The organism is Chroococcidiopsis sp. (assembly GCF_051657925.1).
Classification (GTDB): domain Bacteria; phylum Cyanobacteriota; class Cyanobacteriia; order Cyanobacteriales; family Chroococcidiopsidaceae; genus Chroococcidiopsis.
In genome coordinates this window covers 1-17,843 of record NZ_JBOFLP010000228.1, presented here as the reverse complement: position 1 = coordinate 17,843, position 17,843 = coordinate 1, and the positions used below count along the sequence as shown (strand labels likewise).

The 17,843-nt window shown below is 43.5% G+C and carries 20 protein-coding genes; 13 read left to right on the top strand and 7 right to left on the bottom strand.

All coding sequences use genetic code 11. The features are described 5' to 3' along the window. Nucleotides 1-16: 16 nt before the first annotated feature. Nucleotides 17-445, top strand: a complete 429-nt coding sequence (locus ACRC32_RS18335; RefSeq protein WP_438555317.1) for a hypothetical protein — start codon at nucleotides 17-19, stop codon at nucleotides 443-445. A gap of 8 nt (nucleotides 446-453) precedes the next feature. Here ACRC32_RS18335 and ACRC32_RS18330 read toward each other — a convergent pair whose 3' ends face one another. Beyond that, nucleotides 454-756 carry a hypothetical protein gene (locus ACRC32_RS18330; protein ID WP_438555316.1) on the bottom strand — a complete coding sequence of 101 codons (303 nt, stop codon included), beginning with the start codon at nucleotides 754-756 and terminating at the stop codon, nucleotides 454-456. Nucleotides 757-763: 7 nt separating this feature from the next. Further along, nucleotides 764-1,258: an ion channel gene (locus tag ACRC32_RS18325; protein ID WP_438555315.1), complete on the bottom strand. Its 495-nt coding sequence runs from the start codon at nucleotides 1,256-1,258 to the stop codon at nucleotides 764-766. Nucleotides 1,259-1,857: 599 nt separating this feature from the next. Here ACRC32_RS18325 and ACRC32_RS18320 point away from each other — a divergent pair. The 6 genes from ACRC32_RS18320 to ACRC32_RS18295 all read left to right on the top strand — a co-directional run bounded on the left by ACRC32_RS18320 (nucleotide 1,858) and on the right by ACRC32_RS18295 (nucleotide 6,337). Beyond that, nucleotides 1,858-2,097, top strand: a complete 240-nt coding sequence (locus ACRC32_RS18320) for a hypothetical protein (RefSeq protein ID WP_438555314.1) — start codon at nucleotides 1,858-1,860, stop codon at nucleotides 2,095-2,097. 59 nt (nucleotides 2,098-2,156) lie between these two features. Next, entirely contained in the window at nucleotides 2,157-2,384 is a 228-nt protein-coding gene (locus ACRC32_RS18315) for a hypothetical protein (protein WP_438555313.1), read from the top strand. 306 nt (nucleotides 2,385-2,690) lie between these two features. Further along, entirely contained in the window at nucleotides 2,691-3,347 is a 657-nt protein-coding gene (locus ACRC32_RS18310) for a phosphoribosyltransferase (protein WP_438555312.1), read from the top strand. Between the two features lie 128 nt (nucleotides 3,348-3,475). Continuing rightward, a complete protein-coding gene (locus ACRC32_RS18305) occupies nucleotides 3,476-5,527 on the top strand; it encodes an FAD-dependent oxidoreductase (RefSeq protein WP_438555311.1) in 2,052 nt (683 codons plus the stop codon). Between the two features lie 159 nt (nucleotides 5,528-5,686). Next, a complete protein-coding gene (gene clpS / locus ACRC32_RS18300) occupies nucleotides 5,687-5,980 on the top strand; it encodes an ATP-dependent Clp protease adapter ClpS (protein WP_242038389.1) in 294 nt (97 codons plus the stop codon). A 66-nt stretch (nucleotides 5,981-6,046) separates the two neighbouring features. Continuing rightward, entirely contained in the window at nucleotides 6,047-6,337 is a 291-nt protein-coding gene (locus tag ACRC32_RS18295) for a DUF2103 domain-containing protein (RefSeq protein ID WP_438555310.1), read from the top strand. Between the two features lie 83 nt (nucleotides 6,338-6,420). Here the strand turns inward: ACRC32_RS18295 and ACRC32_RS18290 are convergent, their stop codons facing one another. From ACRC32_RS18290 to miaA, 3 genes are all read right to left on the bottom strand, one after another. Continuing rightward, a complete protein-coding gene (locus tag ACRC32_RS18290; RefSeq protein ID WP_438555309.1) occupies nucleotides 6,421-6,774 on the bottom strand; it encodes a hypothetical protein in 354 nt (117 codons plus the stop codon). 120 nt (nucleotides 6,775-6,894) lie between these two features. Then, entirely contained in the window at nucleotides 6,895-7,581 is a 687-nt protein-coding gene (locus tag ACRC32_RS18285; protein WP_438555308.1) for a DUF2459 domain-containing protein, read from the bottom strand. 3 nt (nucleotides 7,582-7,584) lie between these two features. After that, nucleotides 7,585-8,709 carry a tRNA (adenosine(37)-N6)-dimethylallyltransferase MiaA gene (miaA, locus tag ACRC32_RS18280; protein WP_438555307.1) on the bottom strand — a complete coding sequence of 375 codons (1,125 nt, stop codon included), beginning with the start codon at nucleotides 8,707-8,709 and terminating at the stop codon, nucleotides 7,585-7,587. A 128-nt stretch (nucleotides 8,710-8,837) separates the two neighbouring features. Between miaA and gyrB the strand changes: the two genes are divergently transcribed. From gyrB to ACRC32_RS18260, 4 genes are all read left to right on the top strand, one after another. Then, complete coding sequence (gene gyrB, locus ACRC32_RS18275) at nucleotides 8,838-10,775, top strand: DNA topoisomerase (ATP-hydrolyzing) subunit B (protein WP_438555306.1); 1,938 nt, start codon at nucleotides 8,838-8,840, stop codon at nucleotides 10,773-10,775. 3 nt (nucleotides 10,776-10,778) lie between these two features. Continuing rightward, on the top strand, nucleotides 10,779-11,810 hold the full coding sequence (locus ACRC32_RS18270; protein ID WP_438555305.1) for a tRNA (5-methylaminomethyl-2-thiouridine)(34)-methyltransferase MnmD: 1,032 nt from the start codon (nucleotides 10,779-10,781) through the stop codon (nucleotides 11,808-11,810). A gap of 8 nt (nucleotides 11,811-11,818) precedes the next feature. Beyond that, nucleotides 11,819-12,712 carry a lipoyl synthase gene (gene lipA, locus ACRC32_RS18265; RefSeq protein ID WP_438555304.1) on the top strand — a complete coding sequence of 298 codons (894 nt, stop codon included), beginning with the start codon at nucleotides 11,819-11,821 and terminating at the stop codon, nucleotides 12,710-12,712. 166 nt (nucleotides 12,713-12,878) lie between these two features. Next, a complete protein-coding gene (locus ACRC32_RS18260) occupies nucleotides 12,879-13,352 on the top strand; it encodes a DUF2127 domain-containing protein (protein WP_438555303.1) in 474 nt (157 codons plus the stop codon). Nucleotides 13,353-13,559: 207 nt separating this feature from the next. Here ACRC32_RS18260 and ACRC32_RS18255 read toward each other — a convergent pair whose 3' ends face one another. Together ACRC32_RS18255 and ACRC32_RS18250 are read right to left on the bottom strand one after the other, a co-directional pair. Beyond that, complete coding sequence (locus tag ACRC32_RS18255; protein WP_438555302.1) at nucleotides 13,560-14,255, bottom strand: potassium channel family protein; 696 nt, start codon at nucleotides 14,253-14,255, stop codon at nucleotides 13,560-13,562. A 140-nt stretch (nucleotides 14,256-14,395) separates the two neighbouring features. Next, nucleotides 14,396-15,730 (bottom strand): TrkH family potassium uptake protein, encoded by a 1,335-nt coding sequence (locus ACRC32_RS18250; RefSeq protein ID WP_438555301.1) that lies wholly within the window; start codon nucleotides 15,728-15,730, stop codon nucleotides 14,396-14,398. 143 nt (nucleotides 15,731-15,873) lie between these two features. On the opposite strand from ACRC32_RS18250, the gene ACRC32_RS18245 reads away from it, so the two are divergent. Beyond that, nucleotides 15,874-16,725 carry a methyltransferase domain-containing protein gene (locus ACRC32_RS18245; protein WP_438555330.1) on the top strand — a complete coding sequence of 284 codons (852 nt, stop codon included), beginning with the start codon at nucleotides 15,874-15,876 and terminating at the stop codon, nucleotides 16,723-16,725. Beyond that, nucleotides 16,725-17,750 (top strand): homogentisate phytyltransferase, encoded by a 1,026-nt coding sequence (locus ACRC32_RS18240; protein ID WP_438555300.1) that lies wholly within the window; start codon nucleotides 16,725-16,727, stop codon nucleotides 17,748-17,750. Before ACRC32_RS18245 ends, ACRC32_RS18240 begins: the two co-directional genes overlap by 1 nt. Nucleotides 17,751-17,843: the final 93 nt, after the last annotated feature.

Below are 17,843 nucleotides of genomic sequence, written 5' to 3'. Positions count from 1 at the left end.
TTGAGAGGAGAATTTTATGGTTGGCTTCAACTTGAAAAAATCTGGTCAAAAAACATTGAAAAAATCTCCGACAAAGACAGCTAAAATATACCAGCCATTCGAGAGCGAAATTTTAACTGTTAATCCAGGCGATCGGATTGCTAAAGAGCCACAGACTTTGGTAGACAAAGCTAAACAAATTGCTGTCGATGCACCTGATATTACAGGCGACTGGATTAAGGTTCCAACTTATTTTATTTTTGAATATCCGAATGGCGAAAAAAAAGCATTGCATCACGTCAAAGATGCCAAAGAAATTTCTGATGCAATTCGTCTAGCTCGATTTGAAGAAGATGAAAATCTAATTATAGAGCCACACAAACCGCATAATGTTAACTTAATCCCTTTCATTCTGGTAGTGCTATTAGTTCTATTTACTATTCCCATACTGATCGGAATATTTTAGGCAGCACGTTATAAGTCTACTGCTAAATAATTGCTGAGGGTTGTTAAAAAGGATTGCCATTTCCGCCGCAAAGCAACGTATAAATCTGCACCTGCTTCTCGATCCGCTACTATTTCTATACCCTCAGCAATCAATCTTTCCACTGCATCATAATATCTTTTTCGCCAGACTAACTCCATTTGGCGATCGCATTTTATTCGGTGTTTGGGTAAAATCGATTGCGATAGCTCGGAGAGAATATGCGTACTGCCGCCCCACAATTCTGCTACTGCTGTAGAGTGTAATAGAGAACGATATTTTTCAGCATTCAATCCACTTTTAATCAGGTTTGCCGTGTCTATTGCTAAGAGTATGACTCGCGGTAGGGTCTAATATGTTTCGCGAAAGCGGAAATAACTCAGTACTGGATAAGAATAATGTATTGCGGGTAATTAAAGCATTATAAACTGAGAGTAAGTAAGTAATTGTAATTGTAAAACTAGAAAATTCTGGTGCTGCTTTTAATAAAGTTAGTAATCGATAAGTAGCTGTTTTTGGAACTAGATCGCCTGTTCCTAGAGTAGTGAAAGAAAAGCCGCTATAGTAGAGTGGCGTAATAAAATCAGTGGGCGTTTGTCCTTCGCTAGCTTGAATTGCCGAACCTAATTCTGGGAAAATAATTAAAGCAAATCCACTCATAAGTGAAGCCGCCCACACTGCTAAAATAGCAACTATCATAATAGAGCCACTATGAGCAAGTAGGCGATCGCTTTTGCTAGGAATGACTTGCGTTACTAGGCGCAAAAAATACCATATTCCTCGGTTCAAAGTCATACTAACAACACTACTACCGAGGCGATGAAAAAGTACAGTTAGGTAAATATCTAAAAGAGTTAAAACAATTATCCCCGCTCCCAGCCAATTGTAATAATAAATCTATTCCCTATCGTTTTTATCAACCTTACTACCATTAGTTGTTCGCAAATAATCGTACTATATTTTACAATATTTCACTCCGACTGTACTCTTTCTAGAGGATTAAATTTGCGTGTTAAAAGAGAAATATAAATACATCAAACTTTTTAAACTTGGCATCATAACTATAAAATCAAATTATGCGATCGCCGATCTAGTTAACTGACTTCATGCAGTTTGTATAGAACTTAATTGTTGAGCAAAACTTACAAACAATAATAATTGTTATCAATTGAACATGTTGCTAAAGCATAAAACTCATCCTTTCGGCTACGTTCTTGTGTTGATATTTTTGAACTAGAGATAGAGTGGGATTGGCTTCATTTGAATTAAAACTAAATATATAAGTTTTGCCAGAGTAACTACTAAATTTTTTGCTAAATATTTTACAAATTTGCCAAAATTTTAGTTGCAAAAGTTACAGAATAGATATTTTTATCAGTCAGGAGGTTAGAAGAATGGCTAGTCAAATGTGTTGGCTTCCTCGCTTAGGTGCTGATAGCGAAAGGATTTTATATCTACGGCGATCGCCAGATAAACCTTGGCAACCTTATACGAGTTGTCCTGAATATTCTGTTCCCGACTACAAAATAGATGGCGGCTCGAAAGGATGGGCAACTTATCAAAAATTACAGAAAGCAGGTTGGCAATTAATTTCTACAGCTCAAGCTCAGAGGACAAACCTAGCAATTCGATAAGCTCTGCTATGAATTCGCGCTCGTTGCCCGATTGAATAATTAAGATCTTAGGAAAGAATATGAAAAGTAAACTTTGGGTAGAGCAGCATCATTCGCTACCAAAATTCAGATGCGATCGCGTAGTTCAATTTATCGGTGGTAGCGGCAAAATCAAGCACTATAAACCTGCCGCTGGAACCTGGTCTTACACTATTGAAATGGATATGGGAAACCCGCCAGACATGGGCAGAATAGGGTTTGAAACGACAGTCTTATTAGATGAAGCAGATATTCAAGGAGTAGAGTAAAATCAGAGCTAGATTTCTTCCCTACACTTTTAGGTCGTGCTAAATATTCTTCTGAAAGCTCGCCTTAAAACAGATAGAATCAGTTGTTGTGTGAAGACAACAAAACTCATACATTTGGTTAAAGATAGAAGCACTTTCAGGCTTTTACGGTAAAAATGTAATAAAAGAAGGTTCATCGCGCTTGACCTGTAGCTAGAGTAGACAGCAAATACAAAACGCAAAAGCGAATGGTAACTCTTGGAGCCGCAAACAGAAATAAATAACTCCTAAGCTAATAAATATGCAGCTTCGGGAGAGGAGAATGCTATGTTATTCCAAAATCGAACTACAGCAGGTCAAGCGCTAGCCGATCGATTACTAGCCTATGCTAACCGTAGCGATGTATTAGTACTAGGATTGCCTAGAGGTGGTGTACCAGTCGCCTTTGAGGTAGCACAAGCATTACACGCACCCTTGGATGTGTTTTTGGTACGTAAGCTGGGTGTCCCCGGGCAAGAAGAATTAGCAATGGGGGCGATCGCCTCTGGTGGTGTGAGAGTGCTGAACTACGATATTATTGAAGCGCTACACTTGTCTGAAGCAGAAATCGAGCGCGTTACAGCCAGACAGCAACAGGAATTAGAGCGACGCGAACGGCTCTATCGGCAAAACCGTCCTTTTCCCCAATTACGCGATCGCACAATCATTTTAGTAGATGATGGTCTGGCAACAGGAGCAACTATGCGGGCAGCTGTGAAAGCACTACAGTTACAGCAACCTGCGGCGATTGTCATCGCCGTGCCAGTTGCTTCTCCTGAAACCCAGCAAGAATTAGCCACTCAAGTCGATGAAATTGTCTGTGTAGAAACGCCCGCACCTTTTTTCAGCGTGGGTTCTTGGTACGCTGAGTTTCCCCAAACTACCGATACACAAGTACGCGAACTATTGCAACAAGCTGGCACAGTCGCTAGAAATGTATCGTAGTACTTTAATTGTTAGCTGAGCGATCGCTACCTACTTTACTTTCACTTACAAAAAACTTGTCACCTCAGCCGTGCAGTGCTAACGTCAATGAGCCAGTTAGCTTTTGGTAGCAAGCCAACTCCAAACTTATGCAGCGCAGACGCTTAGCGGCTTTTATCAGTCTTGTTTTAGCCTCCTTTACTCCACCCCTCATCCCTTTTTCCGTCCTCTCCGCACCACCTAAAAACCCCAACCAAACGGTAGAATGCGAAATTCTCGTTACGGGTGCAGGACTTGCAGGTGTCGCCACTGCATACGAGGGATTGCTAGCAGGACGGACTGTCTGCATGACTGAAATTACCGATTGGATGGGAGGGCAAATTTCGACTCAGGGAACTTCTGCCTTGGACGAACGCAGAACTCAACGGTTGCAGTTGTTTTTCTCTCGTGGCTATTTAGAACTAAGAAAACGCATTGCCGATAAATATAATGGCAATTTAAACCCTGGTGATTGCTGGGTCAGCGATTCTTGCTTCCTGCCTCACGACGGTCACGAAATTCTTTACGATATGTTGCAGGATGCGGCAAAAAAGGGTGATGGCAAGCTGAAATGGTTTCCCGCTACTGTGGTGAAGGAACTGGAAATTAACCGTGCTGGATCGGCACAAACTATTCAAGGCGCGATCGCAATTCAACATCGTCCTGCTTCTGGCGCGCCATCTCTCAATACTCTACCTCTATCTCAAACAATTGAAGACTCCTATCGCTACGAAAATTCAGCTCGGTTGAATAAGGAAATTTTGCGGTTTGTACCTTTGCAGAGGAGCGAGAGGCGAGGAGCGAGGAGTGAGGTAGCATCCAACTGGTATGTGGTGGATGCGACAGAGACGGGAGAATTAATTGCTTTGGCAGATGTCCCCTATCGGCTTGGAATTGATGCCCGTTCTTATTTAGAACCTTCTGCCTCTAGCGGGACTAGCGATCCCTACTGCACTCAAGGCTTTACTTATACTTTTGCGATGGAGGCGACTAAAGACCCTATAAGTCATGACGTACCCCCATTTTACTCTCAGTATTCTGCTTACTATAGCTACGAACTGCCGCGCTTAGCAAGCTTTCCTTTAGTATTTACCTATCGTCGCATTTGGAGTCCGAAAGACGGCGAACCCATGTCATTCGGAGGGATTAATTTTGAAGCCCCCGTACCAGATGATATTTCAATGCAGAATTGGACGTGGGGCAACGATTACCGTCCTGGTACTGCTGCCGATAATTTAATCTATACTCGCGCTCAGTTGCAGGCAAGCGGTCAACTCTTACCTGGAAATTGGCTGGGAGGACTAAGAACAGAAAGCTTGCGTAAAGCGGAAGAACACGCGATCGGTTACTTTTACTGGTTGGTGACGGGTACAACTGATTCGCAACTGGGGGACGGGGTAAAACAACCCCAACCGAACAATCGCTACTTATCTGGACTAGATTCACCGATGGGAACGGTACACGGCTTGTCCAAGTATCCTTATATGCGGGAAGGACGGCGGATGATTGGTAGACCGAGTTGGGGACAGCCAGAAGGCTTTACTGTATGGGAAATTGATATTTCTCGCCGCAACTACAATGACGATTACTACCGTCAGACCTTATCCCCCCAGATGTATCGCCGTTTGAAAATCGCTTTGGCAGGACTGGAAACCATCAATGCGATCGCGAGTACTAAGCCACCAGAACAAATTGCACGGCGGACTCGTTCCACAATCTTTCCCGACTCAGTAGGGATCGGTCACTATGCGATCGACTTTCATCCCTGCATGACCAAAAGTCCCCCCGAACTTCCAGAAAACACCGAACGAGAAGGGGAACGCCAAGGTGCGGGTGAAGCCTATCCCTTCCAAATTCCCTTACGGGCAATGATTCCTCAAAAGATCGATAATTTACTCGTAGCTGGAAAAAGTATTGCTACCAGTCATATCGCCTCTGCTGCTTATCGGGTACATTCCTTTGAATGGTCTGTAGGTGCAGCCGCCGGAACCACTGCTGCTTTTAGCTTAGAAAAAGCGATCGCCCCTTATCAACTCGTAGACGACTTACCCAGACGAGAACCCCTACTCGAACAACTGCAATATCGCCTCCAAGAAAATAACAATCCTACTGCTTTTCCAGATACATCCATTTTCAATCTAGATTGGGATGATTGGCGATAAACAGTTGTCAGTTGTCAGTTGTCAGTTATCAGTGACTCCTGACTCCTGACTTACCAATTACCAACAACCAACCATTCCTTGTTATCTTGAAAGAATGTATTTTTGTGAAGTTCTGTCTGTCGTGCTATGAACAGGGTAGTTTCTACAACAGTTTACGGGATGGCAACAGCACCGACGATCGCTCCTGAGAAATCGTCTCAAGTCGTCAGCAAGCTATATCCTAATTACAAGGTAATCGTGTTGGATGATGATTTCAACACGTTTCAGCATGTAGCTGAGTGTTTGATGAAGTATATACCTGGTATGACGGGCGATCGCGCTTGGGAATTAACCAATCAAGTTCACTACGAAGGTCAGGCGATCGTTTGGGTGGGACCTCAAGAACAGGCAGAACTCTATCATCAGCAACTGCGGCGTGCTGGCTTAACTATGGCTCCACTAGAGGCAGCTTAGGACAATAAATGATTAAATATTAAAATTAAATATTAAAATTAAATATTAAAACTTATTAACCTTATTATGGGCAATGCCAACGGTAGGCTGGTCTGGAATCACTCAACCCACATTCCAGGTTTAATTCCAGTGCTAGAACGCCTGACTCGCGTTGATGGGATTCAAACAATTACCCCTGGAGTCATTGGACGGGTAAAAGGCCACTCTCCCAAAATGCAAATTCGTATCTCCGTGCCGATTCGCGGTGGATTTAAACTCATAGCACGCCAAGGCAAGACTGTACAAGAAGTATTCATCCTGACAACTCTCAGCCAGGATGAACTAGTAACAGCAGTGACGAATGTTTTAAAGCAGTAAGTCATCATGAAGTCGTAAGTCGTAAGTCGTAAGTTGGAATTAATTGGTTGCTCTCTACTGACAACTGATAACTGACAACTGATTTACTCTTCTACTTGTCGCACGGCAAATCGATATAGGGGTAGACAAAGAATACAAGCAAAGGTAAGAAAGTAGGACAAAGCTGCAGTGAGTTTTAAACTCATTAACAAAACTTCCCAATCTGGTAAGGTAATTTTTTGTAATCCCAAACAGGTACAGTAGAGCAACCAGTAAGTAAAGCTCATCTGCAATAGATTTTGCTCCGCTTCTTCTAGCTCGTTTACCTCTGCTGAATTAGCTCCTGAAAGCAATAGCAGACCAGCAATACAGGCAATGGCAGATATAAAAGCGATCGCGTCTGAAAAGTTTAAATTTTGTATCTGCATGTATGTATATCCAAAACTTTCAATTCCCATCAGTCTAAAGGAACAGTGTTTCGGTATACAAATTTAGTTACAAACTGCAACAGAATTTCGCTGTTTTGTTAATTGTTTGTAACGAATGTGAATTTGTCATTCGTCATTTGTCATTTGTCGCTAGTAATTGGTAATCGGTAGTTGGTAGTTGGTAATTGGTAGTTGCCACTCTGCTCCCTGCTCCCTACTCCCTGCTCCCTGCTCCCTACTCCCTGCTCCCTGATAACTGTTAACTGATGTAAAGTTTGCCCATAAGACAAAACCTTCAACGCGACAGCCTAAATTTTCCAACCACCGCACTAATTCATGATTGCTATTGTGTAGCACAGTATAAGTGCGGTCGTAGGGAACTAGGGTCATTCCCGTGTAAGAATTTTCTATTTGCATGGTAGCAGGGCGATCGAAATATGAATTTAAGACCTTTAGCAAGCGATCGACTTTTGCTTTTTCTACAGTAATGCTAAGCAAAGAACTGTCTTTTTGAGTAGCTAATAAATCGAAGCGATCGCAACTTCTAACTTTACGCCCTAAAGCTCCTTGAGTTGGTAAGAATAATGCTGCTGCTCCAGTCAACCAATCTTGTTGATTTAAAGCAAAATATCTCCAATCACCATAGGCATATTCCAGACATTTATCGCGATTACTAGGTAGAATTAATCTTCCGTGAAAGCCATAATCAACGAGATAAATACTAACTGGATTAATGAGATTAGCAGGAGGTATAATAGTAGCAGGAGAACAAATCCATCCTCCGAGGATAACACTGGTAATTGCTAAAACTAAAAAAGCAAAGCGCCGTGTTTTCACATTTTAGAATCGCGTGTTTTCTTTTAGATTTAGTTGAGTCGTGAAATCCTGAATTCGCTGCCACACTCGTTCTACTAAATCGGGATTATCAGCATTAAACCATTCAATTTGAGGATATGCTCGAAACCAAGTTCGCTGTCGTTTAGCAAATTGTCGCGTATGCAATACAGTTAATTCTTTTGCTTCTTCTAAGGAGAGATTGCCAGCTAAATATTGCTTGAACTCTTGATATCCTAACGTATTGAGCAAAGGTAAATCCATGCCGTATTTTTGACACAAATACTCGACCTCGGCAACTAAACCATCGGCTACCATTTGTTCTGTACGCTGAGCAATTCGCTGGGTAAGAGCGTTTGATTCACAGTCTAAACCAATTTGCAAAATTGGATAACAGGGGGGATCTTCTCCCTGTTGTGTCGAGATTGGACGACCAGTAACGTAAAATACCTCCAAAGCTCTGACAGTTCGAGTGGGATCGTTGGGATGAATTTTAGTTGCAGCTGCCGGATCGACTTGTTGTAACATGGCGTAAAGCTGCTTTTGACTTAAAGATAAGAGTTGCGATCGCAACTCTGGCTGTGGTGCTACTCTAGGAATCTTCATTCCCCGCACGATAGAACGGATGTACAACCCAGTCCCTCCTACTAGGAGGGGGAGTCGGGAGTCGGGAGTCGTAGGGGCGGGTTTAGCAAAAGATTCGCGGCTTCCATCAACAAATCGTGGTTCAAAACCCGCCCGTACAGGGGAGTCGGGAGTCGTAGGGGCGGGTTTAGCAAAAGATTCACGGCTTCCATCAACAAATCGTGGTTCAAAACCCGCCTGTACAGGGGAGTCGGAAAATTTTGAATTTTGAATTAAACCTAGTGCTTGTTCCTGATACTCCGCCACGGTAAAAGTTTCAGTGGGATCGCAAATGTCAATTAAATAGTGAGTTATGAGTCGTTGCTGGCTAGAAGTAGGTTTAGCCGTGCCAAGATTAAATTCGCGATAAACTTGACGCGAATCGGCACTGATAATGACAGAATTGAGTCTTTGAGCGATAGTTATTGCCAACCCTGATTTACCCGTGGCGGTTGCTCCACAAATGGTAATCAAGCCAAATCTATGCGAAATATCAGTTTGGTACATCCCCTAGATAAATTGCTCTTTAGAATGCCCTAGAGCCGTCTTGAAGCCTATTGTGTTACAATTTTGGTACGATCTCTTATTTTAGATATCATTGGTTAATTTAACCTCATTATCGGAGACTCCCTTGCATGACGAGCAGCTACAGCGCCGAGCAAATTCAAGTTTTGGAAGGTCTGGAACCCGTCCGCAAACGACCAGGGATGTATATCGGAACCACCGGACCGAGGGGACTCCACCATTTAGTATACGAGGTGGTAGACAACTCCATTGATGAGGCTCTAGCAGGATATTGTACTCACATAGAAATCGACTTAAACGCTGACGGCTCAGTACAAGTGGTCGATGACGGTCGAGGTATTCCCACCGATACCCATCCGCAGACGGGGAAATCGGCACTGGAAACCGTGATGACAGTATTACATGCTGGAGGTAAATTTGGTGGTGGCGGTTACAAAGTTTCTGGCGGTTTGCACGGAGTTGGGATTTCTGTTGTCAATGCGCTATCGGAATGGGTAGAAGTTACAGTTTGGCGGGATAAAAAGGTACATACCCAGCGCTACGAAAGGGGTGTACCGATGGGAGAACTGCAAACCAAGTCTTTTAAAGAAGCGAAGACTGGAACTGGAGTTAGATTCAAACCTGACGCAGAAATTTTTACAGTTGGCACGGAATTCGACTTTATCACGCTAGCTGGTCGCCTGCGAGAGCTGGCGTATCTAAATGCAGGGGTAAGAATTACCTTTACCGACCACCGTTTAGAACTACTCAAAAGCCAAGAACCGAAAGTTGAGACTTACGAGTACAAAGGTGGTATTCGCGAGTACGTCAGCTACATTAACAACGACAAGCAAGCCTTACATGAGGAAATTATCTTCGTGCAAGGGGAACGCAACAACGTCCAAGTTGAAGTCGCTTTGCAGTGGTGTACGGATGCTTATACCGATAACTTGTTAGGCTTTGCCAACAACATCCGCACGGTGGACGGTGGGACGCATTTAGAAGGGCTGAAAACAGTTTTGACGCGGACGCTCAACGCGATCGCCCGCAAGCGAAATAAAATCAAGGATAACGAACCCAACCTCAGCGGCGAACACGTCCGTGAAGGATTAACAGGGGTAATTTCGGTCAAAGTCCCAGATCCAGAGTTTGAAGGGCAAACTAAGACAAAACTCGGTAACACGGAAGTGCGGGGGATTGTTGACTCGTTAGTCGGGGAAGTGCTGACGGAATATTTAGAATTTCGCCCCCATATTGCTGATTCGATCTTAGATAAAGCGATTCAAGCCTTCAAAGCTGCTGAAGCCGCACGCCACGCACGGGAATTAGTCCGACGCAAATCAGTATTAGAATCTTCGCCTCTTCCAGGAAAGCTAGCAGATTGCAGTTCTAGAGATCCCGGTGAGTCAGAAATCTTCATCGTAGAAGGAGATTCAGCAGGTGGGAGTGCCAAACAAGGACGCGATCGCCGCAACCAAGCCATCTTGCCTTTACGCGGTAAAATTCTCAATATCGAGAAAACCGACGATGCCAAAATCTACAAGAATACCGAGATCCAAGCATTAATCACCGCTTTAGGTTTGGGCGTAAAAGGTGAAGAATTCGATGCGTCCCAACTGCGCTATCACAAAATCGTGATCATGACGGATGCTGACGTGGATGGAGCGCACATCAGAACTTTGTTGCTAACATTTTTCTATCGCTATCAGCGGCAACTGATCGAGCAAGGCTTCATTTACATTGCTTGTCCGCCACTTTTTAAAATAGAAAGGGGACGCAATCATTACTACTGCTACAGCGAGCGCGAAAGAGATCAAAAAATCGCTGAATTCCCTACCAACGCTAACTATACGATCCAGCGATTCAAAGGTTTGGGTGAAATGATGCCACAACAGTTGTGGGATACCACAATGAATAACGAAACCCGCACCCTCAAACGAGTAGATATTGAAGATGCAGCCGAAGCCGACCGGATCTTTACCGTATTAATGGGCGATCGCGTTGCCCCTCGACGCGAATTCATCGAAACCTACGGTTCTCGTCTCAACTTGGTAGAGTTGGATATTTAGGGTATGGAAGGACAAGGGAGACAAGGAGGACAAGGAGGACAAGGAGAATTCTACTCCCTGCTACGCGGCTCAAGGCGCGAGGACACCTCGCCAGCCGTCCGCTTCCCTGCTCCCTGCTCCCTGCTCCCTAAACTCACAGCAGACGGTTCTTACACGTTTTTCTCAGCTGAATTTGGCGAAGCGTATCACAGTCAGTTTGGGGCGCGCCAAGAAGCTGAGTTTAAGTTTGTGGAACCGACGCAGTTACGGCAAAAGGCGCGGCAACAAAAATCTTTACGATTATTAGATGTATGTTACGGACTGGGTTATAATACCGCTGCTGCTTTAGCAGCTATCTGGGAAGAGAATCCTAATTGTCATGTAGAAGTCGTGGGCTTAGAGTTAGATCCAACAGTACCCCAAGCGGCGATCGCCCACAATCTCCTCGATAGCTGGTCGCCGCTCTTACCCCAATTAACTCAGTTAGCCACAACTCATCAAGTTACGACAGATCGCCTGCAAGCAAAGTTACTACTTGGCGATGCAAGGCAGACGATTCAAGGATTACAAACATCTGGTTTTCAGGTAGATGCAATTTTTCTCGATCCATTTTCTCCACCTACATGTCCTCAGTTGTGGACGGTAGAATTTTTAGGATACGTAGCTCGATGTACGCATAGTAGTGGAATTTTGGCAACTTATTCCTGTGCTGCATCTGTACGAGCGGCTTTACAAACAGCAGGATTGAAAATTGGCTCCACATCACCCGTAGGCAGGCGATCGCCTGGTACTGTAGCTAGTTGGGACGAATCTGGATTACCCCCACTTTCCCAGGAAGAACGAGAGCATTTACAGACTCGTGCGGCAATACCCTATCGCGACCCCCAATTATCTGACTCAGCCGAGATTATTTGTCAAAGACGAGTCCAAGAACAACAGACCAGTTCCTTAGAACCAACTTCTCGCTGGCGCAAACGAAAAAGTAAAAACGTTGACCAACAACAACCAACCACTCCTTTGCCTGATAAGATCGACCTAAGAAACTTCAGTAGTTAGAGCCAATTGTGACTGTTAAGCCAGAGTGGTTACGGGTAAAAGCGCCGCAGTGGCAGCGCGTTGGTAAAGTTAAAGACATTTTGCGGGATTTAGCCCTCAATACTGTCTGCGAAGAAGCCTCATGTCCTAATATTGGCGAGTGTTTTAATGCAGGTACGGCAACATTTTTGATTATGGGACCAGCTTGTACCCGTGCTTGTCCTTACTGCGATATTGATTTTGAGAAAAAACCTAAACCCCTAGACCCCACAGAACCACTACGGCTAGCTGAAGCAGTTCGGCGGCTGCGGCTCAATCATGTCGTGATCACTTCCGTAAATAGAGACGATTTATCGGATGGGGGTGCATCTCAGTTCGTCGGCTGTATTCAAGCGATTCGTGAGGTATCGCCGCAAACTACGATTGAAGTCTTGATTCCCGATTTATGTGCGAATTGGGATGCTTTGGCGACGATTTTACAGGCGCAACCAGAAGTCTTAAATCACAATACAGAAACCGTTCCCCGACTGTATCGGCGAGTACGTCCCCAAGGAGACTACGATCGCTCCTTAGAATTGTTAAGGCGAGCGTCTGCAAGACGCGCTTCGCTAACGCGTACTTTAGCTCCTTCTGTCTACACCAAATCTGGTTTGATGGTAGGACTGGGAGAAACCGATGCTGAAATTCGCCAGGTGATGCAAGATCTACGGGCTGTAAATTGCGATATTCTCACACTAGGACAATATCTTCAACCTAGCCAAAAGCATTTAAAAATAGATAGTTTTGTTTCTCCAGAACAATTTGACGCTTGGCGGGAGTACGGTGAATCTTTGGGTTTCCTGCAAGTAGTCTCTTCACCCCTCACGCGTAGTTCCTATCATGCCGAACAAGTACGAGAATTGATGCAGCGTTATCCACGCTAAACAACGATCGCGCACCACTTACTACTGACAGGAGAAAACTGGAACAAATCGTCATCATGCTGACGCGCGGCGATCGCTTGTTGATTTTGCCGAAACAGTTCTTCCTTGGCGATCGCTGCTTCTAACGGATAACTGAGAACTGAGAACTGATAGCTGATATAACGCTATGGCTAGAATCAGAAATCAAAAGAAGCCTCTCGCCCTAATTGCCATTATTATCTATAAAAGCTTGACTGCTTCGATCCTAGCGATCGCTTCTATCGCCATCTTTTTAGCTTTAGATAAGTACCAAAGTTTATTGATGTTTGCCGATGATTATATTTTGACAGGCAAGAGGGAGATCGTTAAGTTTCTCTTGGAAAAACTCCTCGCTCTCAATCCTAAAACTTTAGAGTTTAGCGGCGTTGTCACGGGAATATACGCCATAGTGACTGTAATTGAAGCAGTTGGCTTATGGTACGAAAAAGCTTGGGCAACGATTTTAGTACTCATATTAGTTGGAATTAGCTTGCCAGTAGAAATCTTTGAACTTATTCGAGGTGTATCTGCCATTAAACTTATAGTTTTTGCGATTAACGTCGCTTTATTTTGGTATTTACTGCGCGAATTCTTGCATCGCAAACACGATCGTTATTTGTAGGGGCGCATGACAGCGCGCTTCTACCAATAAAAACCAAAAATAAAAAACCCTCCCGTCGTGGTGCGGAAGGGTTGCCTTGAAGTGTGGTGTGAGGAGCAGACATAGAGTCTACTTACAAATATACTAATGAGTGAATGTGACACAAAAGTGACAGGTAGATAGCGATCGCATGAAAAAAAATTATGACATCTATAAATGCAAGCCAAGTTAAATTGGCAAGCGATTAATATCCCTATTACAACCAATGACAACCATAGCAGAACCCTTTTCTAAACGTTTTTTAGGATCGGGGTTGATTTCAAATTTGCCATCTTGACTCACTGCAAGCAAGTTTAAACCATAGCGGTTGCGAATTTGTAAATCGCCGATTGTTTTGCCATGAAATTCGTCAGGTACGATGACTTCAACGATGCTATTATCTGGATCGAGGTCGAAGCGATCGAGAATAGCTGGTTTGGTGAGCGATCGCGCTAACTCGCATCCTGCTTCATACTCAGGAAAGACAACGTGATCCGCGCCAACGCGATGTAACAATTTGCAATGAACCCCTGAAGATGCTTTTGCCACAATATGCGGTACGCCACCTTCTTTCAAGTTCAGCGTCGTAATAATACTTTCTTGTATATAGTTACCAATCGCAACAATGACCGTATCAAACTCGTAAATTCCCGCTTCTTTTAACGCTACAGAGTCAGTAGAATCAAGTTGTACGGCGTGAGCTGCAATATGTTCGCTCATGACCTGATTGACGTTTTTCTCATCAATGTCCGTCGCTAGTACCTCATAACCCAATCGATGTAAAGTAGAGCAGACAGCACGCCCAAACCGCCCTAAGCCAATGACCGCAAACTGGTGGTTATCTTTGCGGAGACTGCGAAAAAAACCTAAAGACGACAGATTCACACGCTTATACCTTTGCTTCAATCGACTTTACTTCTTATGTGAAGTAAAGTTACTAAATCGTTCCAACTCAAATATATACCTTTACAACTCAAAAACAGCAGTTTTGCCTAGATCTCCCGATATAACTTGTTTCTAGCAATTTAACCTACAAGTAAATTTTCTTCGGGATAGTGGATAGCAGTAGGGCGAGGATCTCCTAATACGGCTCCTATGAGTAACAAAATACCCACCCGTCCGATAAACATGGTGGCGATTAAGACTAACTTAGCCGCAGCAGAGACATTGGCAGTAATTCCCGTTGAAAGCCCTACAGTAGCAAAAGCAGACACGACTTCAAACAAGATTTGAATAAAATCTATGTTCGGGTCAGTCAAGGAAATTAAAATTGTTGCTAGTATTACCGTGGCGATCGAACCAACTAGTACGCCAACGGCTTTTAAAATCAGGTTAAGTGGAATTTGACGCTCGTAGAGTAGCACATCCTCTTTCCCTTGTAGAATTGCCTTGGTACAACTAGTTAACACGCGCAAAGTTGTCGTTTTTATACCTCCACCCGTACCACCTGGACTTGCACCAACAAACATAAAAGCAATAGTAAGAAATAAGCCAGCATTCGTCATTTTGCCAATATCAATTGTGTTAAATCCAGCCGTTCTGGGAGTCACAGACTGAAACCAAGCAGCTAATATTTTATTTTGCCAACTGAGATTACCGAAAGTATTGGGATTTCTCGACTCGATCAAAAAGAAAGCAACCGTACCTGCAATTAATAAAATTAAAGTCGTGCTAATTGCTACTTTCAAATCTAGAGAAAACACGACTCTTTCTGGCTTGCGTTGGAAGCGATCGCGCAGATAGATATAAATTTGAAAAAGTACTCCATAGCCGATCCCACCGAAGATAATTAATCCAGTTACGACTAAATTTAATAAAATTGACGTTTGAAAACCAATAAAATTATCTTTGAATAAACTGAAACCAGCATTGTTCCAAGAGTTGACGCTATGGAAAATAGCTAGCCACAGGGCGCGATCGATTCCATATTGAGGTGTAAAAACTGGTAGAAGTAGAAAGATTCCCGTAATTTCAAAAATTAGGGTTACACCAATGATCGAACGGATTAAATCAGCACTATTAGATAAACCTGTTCGGTCGAGTGCTTGTTGGATTGCCACTTTATCGCGCAACCCAAATTTCACTCCAATCAAAACTAACAAAAAAGTGGTGGCTGTCATGTAACCCAACCCACCAATTTGCACCAAAGCAACCAAAATTACCTGTCCAAAAAATGAGAAATAAGTCCCCACATCTACTACAGATAGCCCAGTGACACAAACAGCAGAAGTAGACGTAAAAAGCGCCACAATTGGGTTAGTCCAATCACCGTTACTAGAAGAAAAAGGCATCATCAACAGCAGCGCCCCAACAGCGATCACAGCTAAAAATCCTAAAGAAATAGTTCGAGGAACAGTCATTTTTTCGAGTGAGTAGTGGTTGGTAATTGGTAATTGGTAATTGGCAAGAGTCAAGAGGAGCGCGACTTACGACTTACGACTTACGACTTACGGCTTGTCTCTTGTGGTAGGCTAATTGCGGGTTACGTTAATACTGAGTTGTGATGAGTGCAACACTTTCCGAGCGGATTGGGCAATTTTACGATTCCTCCTCTAGTTTGTGGGAACAGGTGTGGGGGGAACACATGCATCATGGCTACTATGGCACAGATGGAAAACAGAGAAAAGAGCGGCGACAGGCACAAATTGATTTGATTGAAGAACTGCTGCAATGGGCAGATGTAGAGCAAGCACAGCATATTCTCGATGTCGGCTGCGGTATAGGTGGTAGTTCGCTGTATCTTGCCCAAAAATACAATGCCCAAGCCACGGGAATTACTCTCAGCCCATTTCAAGCGAATCGGGCGACTCAACGCGCTCAAGCTATGGGTTTGAGTCAAAAAACCGAATTTTTAGTCGCAGATGCTCAGAATATGCCTTTTGCGGATAACAGCTTTGACTTTGTTTGGGCATTAGAAAGCGGCGAACATATGCCCGATAAGGTTAAGTTCATGCAAGAGTGCTACCGCGTGTTACAACCTGGAGGAAAACTGATAATGGTGACTTGGTGTCATCGCCCTACGGATGCTCAGTCAGGAGGTATTCTGACGGCAGACGAGCAAAAGCATCTGAACGAGATTTACCAGGTGTATCACTTACCTTACACGATCGCCTTACCGGAATATGAAGCGATCGCCCGCAATCTTAATTTAAACAGCATCCGTACCGCAGATTGGTCAACTGCCGTAGCGCCATTTTGGGATGTAGTCATCGATTCCGCGCTTAATCCCACGGCAATATTAGGTTTAATTTTATCTGGGTGGGAAACAATTCAAGCAGCACTGTCTCTGGGGTTGATGCAGCGGGGCTACCAGCGTGGTTTAATTCGATTTGGCTTGTTATGTGGGATTAAGTAATGAAACGTACCGTCAAGACGCAGAGAACGCCAAAAGTCAAGCAATTAAATTTAGCTGAGTGGCTTTACGCTTTTTGGAAGTTCTCGCGTCCCCACACAATTATCGGTACCAGTTTAAGCGTCTTAGGAATGTACTTAATTGCCCTTGATGCACAGATCGATCTTTCCCAACTTCCGACTCCCGTACGGGCGGGTTTTGCAGATAGTTCTCTCATCGAACGCACAATTCATTGGCTAAACCCGCCCCTACAGCCACTATTTTTGGCTTGGATTGCTTGTCTGTGCGGCAATATTTATATTGTTGGCTTGAATCAACTAGAAGATGTTGAAATCGACAAAATTAATAAACCCCATTTACCAATAGCATCTGGTGAGTTTTCACGGCGTACAGGTCAAATTTTAATAGCCATAACAGGAATTTTGGCGCTGGTATTAGCTGGGGTTGCTGGATGGTATTTATTTGGCATGGTAGCAATAAGTTTAGCAATTGGAACAGCTTATTCTTTACCACCAATCCGTTTAAAAAGATTTCCTTTTTGGGCAGCTTTATGCATTTTTTCTGTTAGAGGAGCAATAGTTAATTTAGGATTATTTCTACATTTCAACTGGTTATGGCAAGGAATTTTAGGAATTCCTAGCTCGGTTTGGACGCTAACTTTATTTATTGTGGTATTTACCTTTGCGATCGCAATTTTTAAGGACATTCCCGATTTGGAAGGCGATCGCCAGTATCACATTACAACTTTCACCATTGCTTTAGGGAAAGAAAAAGTTTTTAACCTAGCACTTTGGGTAATAACTACATGTTATATAGGTATAATAATTGCAGGAATTCTAGGACTTTCCTCAGTTAACTCAACTTTTCTCATCAGTACTCACTTATTACTCTTAGCTTTGCTATGGTGGCGCAGCCGTCAAGTAAACTTACAAGATAAAAGCGCGATCGCCAGTTGCTATCAATTTATTTGGAAGCTATTTTTTTTAGAATATTTGCTGTTTCCCGTGGCTTGTTTGTTGGGAAGCTAATCAGTAATTGGTAATTGGTAATTGCTCTTTAGTTACTGACAACTGATAACTTTGTCCAGACGTTACATGTAACGTCTCCATACTGATAACTGA

What these genes read in the sequence shown, in the direction of transcription:
- ACRC32_RS18310 (WP_438555312.1), top strand. Translation starts at nt 2,691, where the DNA reads ATGTTATTCCAAAATCGAACTACAGCAGGTCAAGCGCTAGCCGATCGA.
- ACRC32_RS18320 (WP_438555314.1), top strand. Translation starts at nt 1,858, where the DNA reads ATGGCTAGTCAAATGTGTTGGCTTCCTCGCTTAGGTGCTGATAGCGAA.
- clpS (WP_242038389.1), top strand. Translation starts at nt 5,687, where the DNA reads ATGGCAACAGCACCGACGATCGCTCCTGAGAAATCGTCTCAAGTCGTC.
- ACRC32_RS18250 (WP_438555301.1), bottom strand. Translation starts at nt 15,730, where the DNA reads ATGACTGTTCCTCGAACTATTTCTTTAGGATTTTTAGCTGTGATCGCT.
- miaA (WP_438555307.1), bottom strand. Translation starts at nt 8,709, where the DNA reads ATGTACCAAACTGATATTTCGCATAGATTTGGCTTGATTACCATTTGT.
- ACRC32_RS18335 (WP_438555317.1), top strand. Translation starts at nt 17, where the DNA reads ATGGTTGGCTTCAACTTGAAAAAATCTGGTCAAAAAACATTGAAAAAA.
- ACRC32_RS18295 (WP_438555310.1), top strand. Translation starts at nt 6,047, where the DNA reads ATGGGCAATGCCAACGGTAGGCTGGTCTGGAATCACTCAACCCACATT.
- ACRC32_RS18270 (WP_438555305.1), top strand. Translation starts at nt 10,779, where the DNA reads ATGGAAGGACAAGGGAGACAAGGAGGACAAGGAGGACAAGGAGAATTC.
- ACRC32_RS18245 (WP_438555330.1), top strand. Translation starts at nt 15,874, where the DNA reads ATGAGTGCAACACTTTCCGAGCGGATTGGGCAATTTTACGATTCCTCC.
- ACRC32_RS18315 (WP_438555313.1), top strand. Translation starts at nt 2,157, where the DNA reads ATGAAAAGTAAACTTTGGGTAGAGCAGCATCATTCGCTACCAAAATTC.
- ACRC32_RS18325 (WP_438555315.1), bottom strand. Translation starts at nt 1,258, where the DNA reads ATGACTTTGAACCGAGGAATATGGTATTTTTTGCGCCTAGTAACGCAA.
- ACRC32_RS18260 (WP_438555303.1), top strand. Translation starts at nt 12,879, where the DNA reads ATGGCTAGAATCAGAAATCAAAAGAAGCCTCTCGCCCTAATTGCCATT.
- gyrB (WP_438555306.1), top strand. Translation starts at nt 8,838, where the DNA reads ATGACGAGCAGCTACAGCGCCGAGCAAATTCAAGTTTTGGAAGGTCTG.
- ACRC32_RS18240 (WP_438555300.1), top strand. Translation starts at nt 16,725, where the DNA reads ATGAAACGTACCGTCAAGACGCAGAGAACGCCAAAAGTCAAGCAATTA.
- ACRC32_RS18290 (WP_438555309.1), bottom strand. Translation starts at nt 6,774, where the DNA reads ATGGGAATTGAAAGTTTTGGATATACATACATGCAGATACAAAATTTA.
- ACRC32_RS18305 (WP_438555311.1), top strand. Translation starts at nt 3,476, where the DNA reads ATGCAGCGCAGACGCTTAGCGGCTTTTATCAGTCTTGTTTTAGCCTCC.